This is a genomic window from Tanticharoenia sakaeratensis NBRC 103193, from assembly GCF_000963885.1.
In the GTDB taxonomy this organism is placed as follows: domain Bacteria; phylum Pseudomonadota; class Alphaproteobacteria; order Acetobacterales; family Acetobacteraceae; genus Tanticharoenia; species Tanticharoenia sakaeratensis.
Genome location: NZ_BALE01000080.1, coordinates 1 through 362 on the forward strand (window position 1 = coordinate 1; position 362 = coordinate 362).

1 pseudogene is annotated in these 362 nt (G+C 65.5%); it reads left to right on the forward strand.

What is annotated here, in order from left to right:
- A pseudogene (locus B8446_RS16375) lies at positions 1–294 on the forward strand (MFS transporter); the annotation flags it as partial.
- Positions 295–362 lie beyond the last annotated feature (68 nt).

The window sequence follows — 362 nt, forward strand, 5'->3', positions numbered from 1 at the left end:
CTGGCCGACCAGCTCGGCCGCGAGCGCTTCCGCACCTATCAGGCACACGGCGTGTCGTGGCAGCACCCGGCACCGCTCCTGCCCAATGGCACGCCGCGCGCACCGCAGAGCGTGCTCGCCTTTCGCGAAGAACTGTCGAAGCAGGCCACAGTGCTCGCGATCAGCGACGCCTTTCTCGTCTTCGCCGGCGTGGCCGTCATCATGCTGGTGGTCCTGCTGATCCTCCCGGTCCGCACATACCCGCCACGTATCGCGGTTCCGCTCCAGAGACTGCCCCCGGCTCTCAAATCCTGAAGACCGGGCGCCCATTCCCTTTTTATTTTCTGACAGGACCGAGCACGCATGGCTGACGACGCGCAACA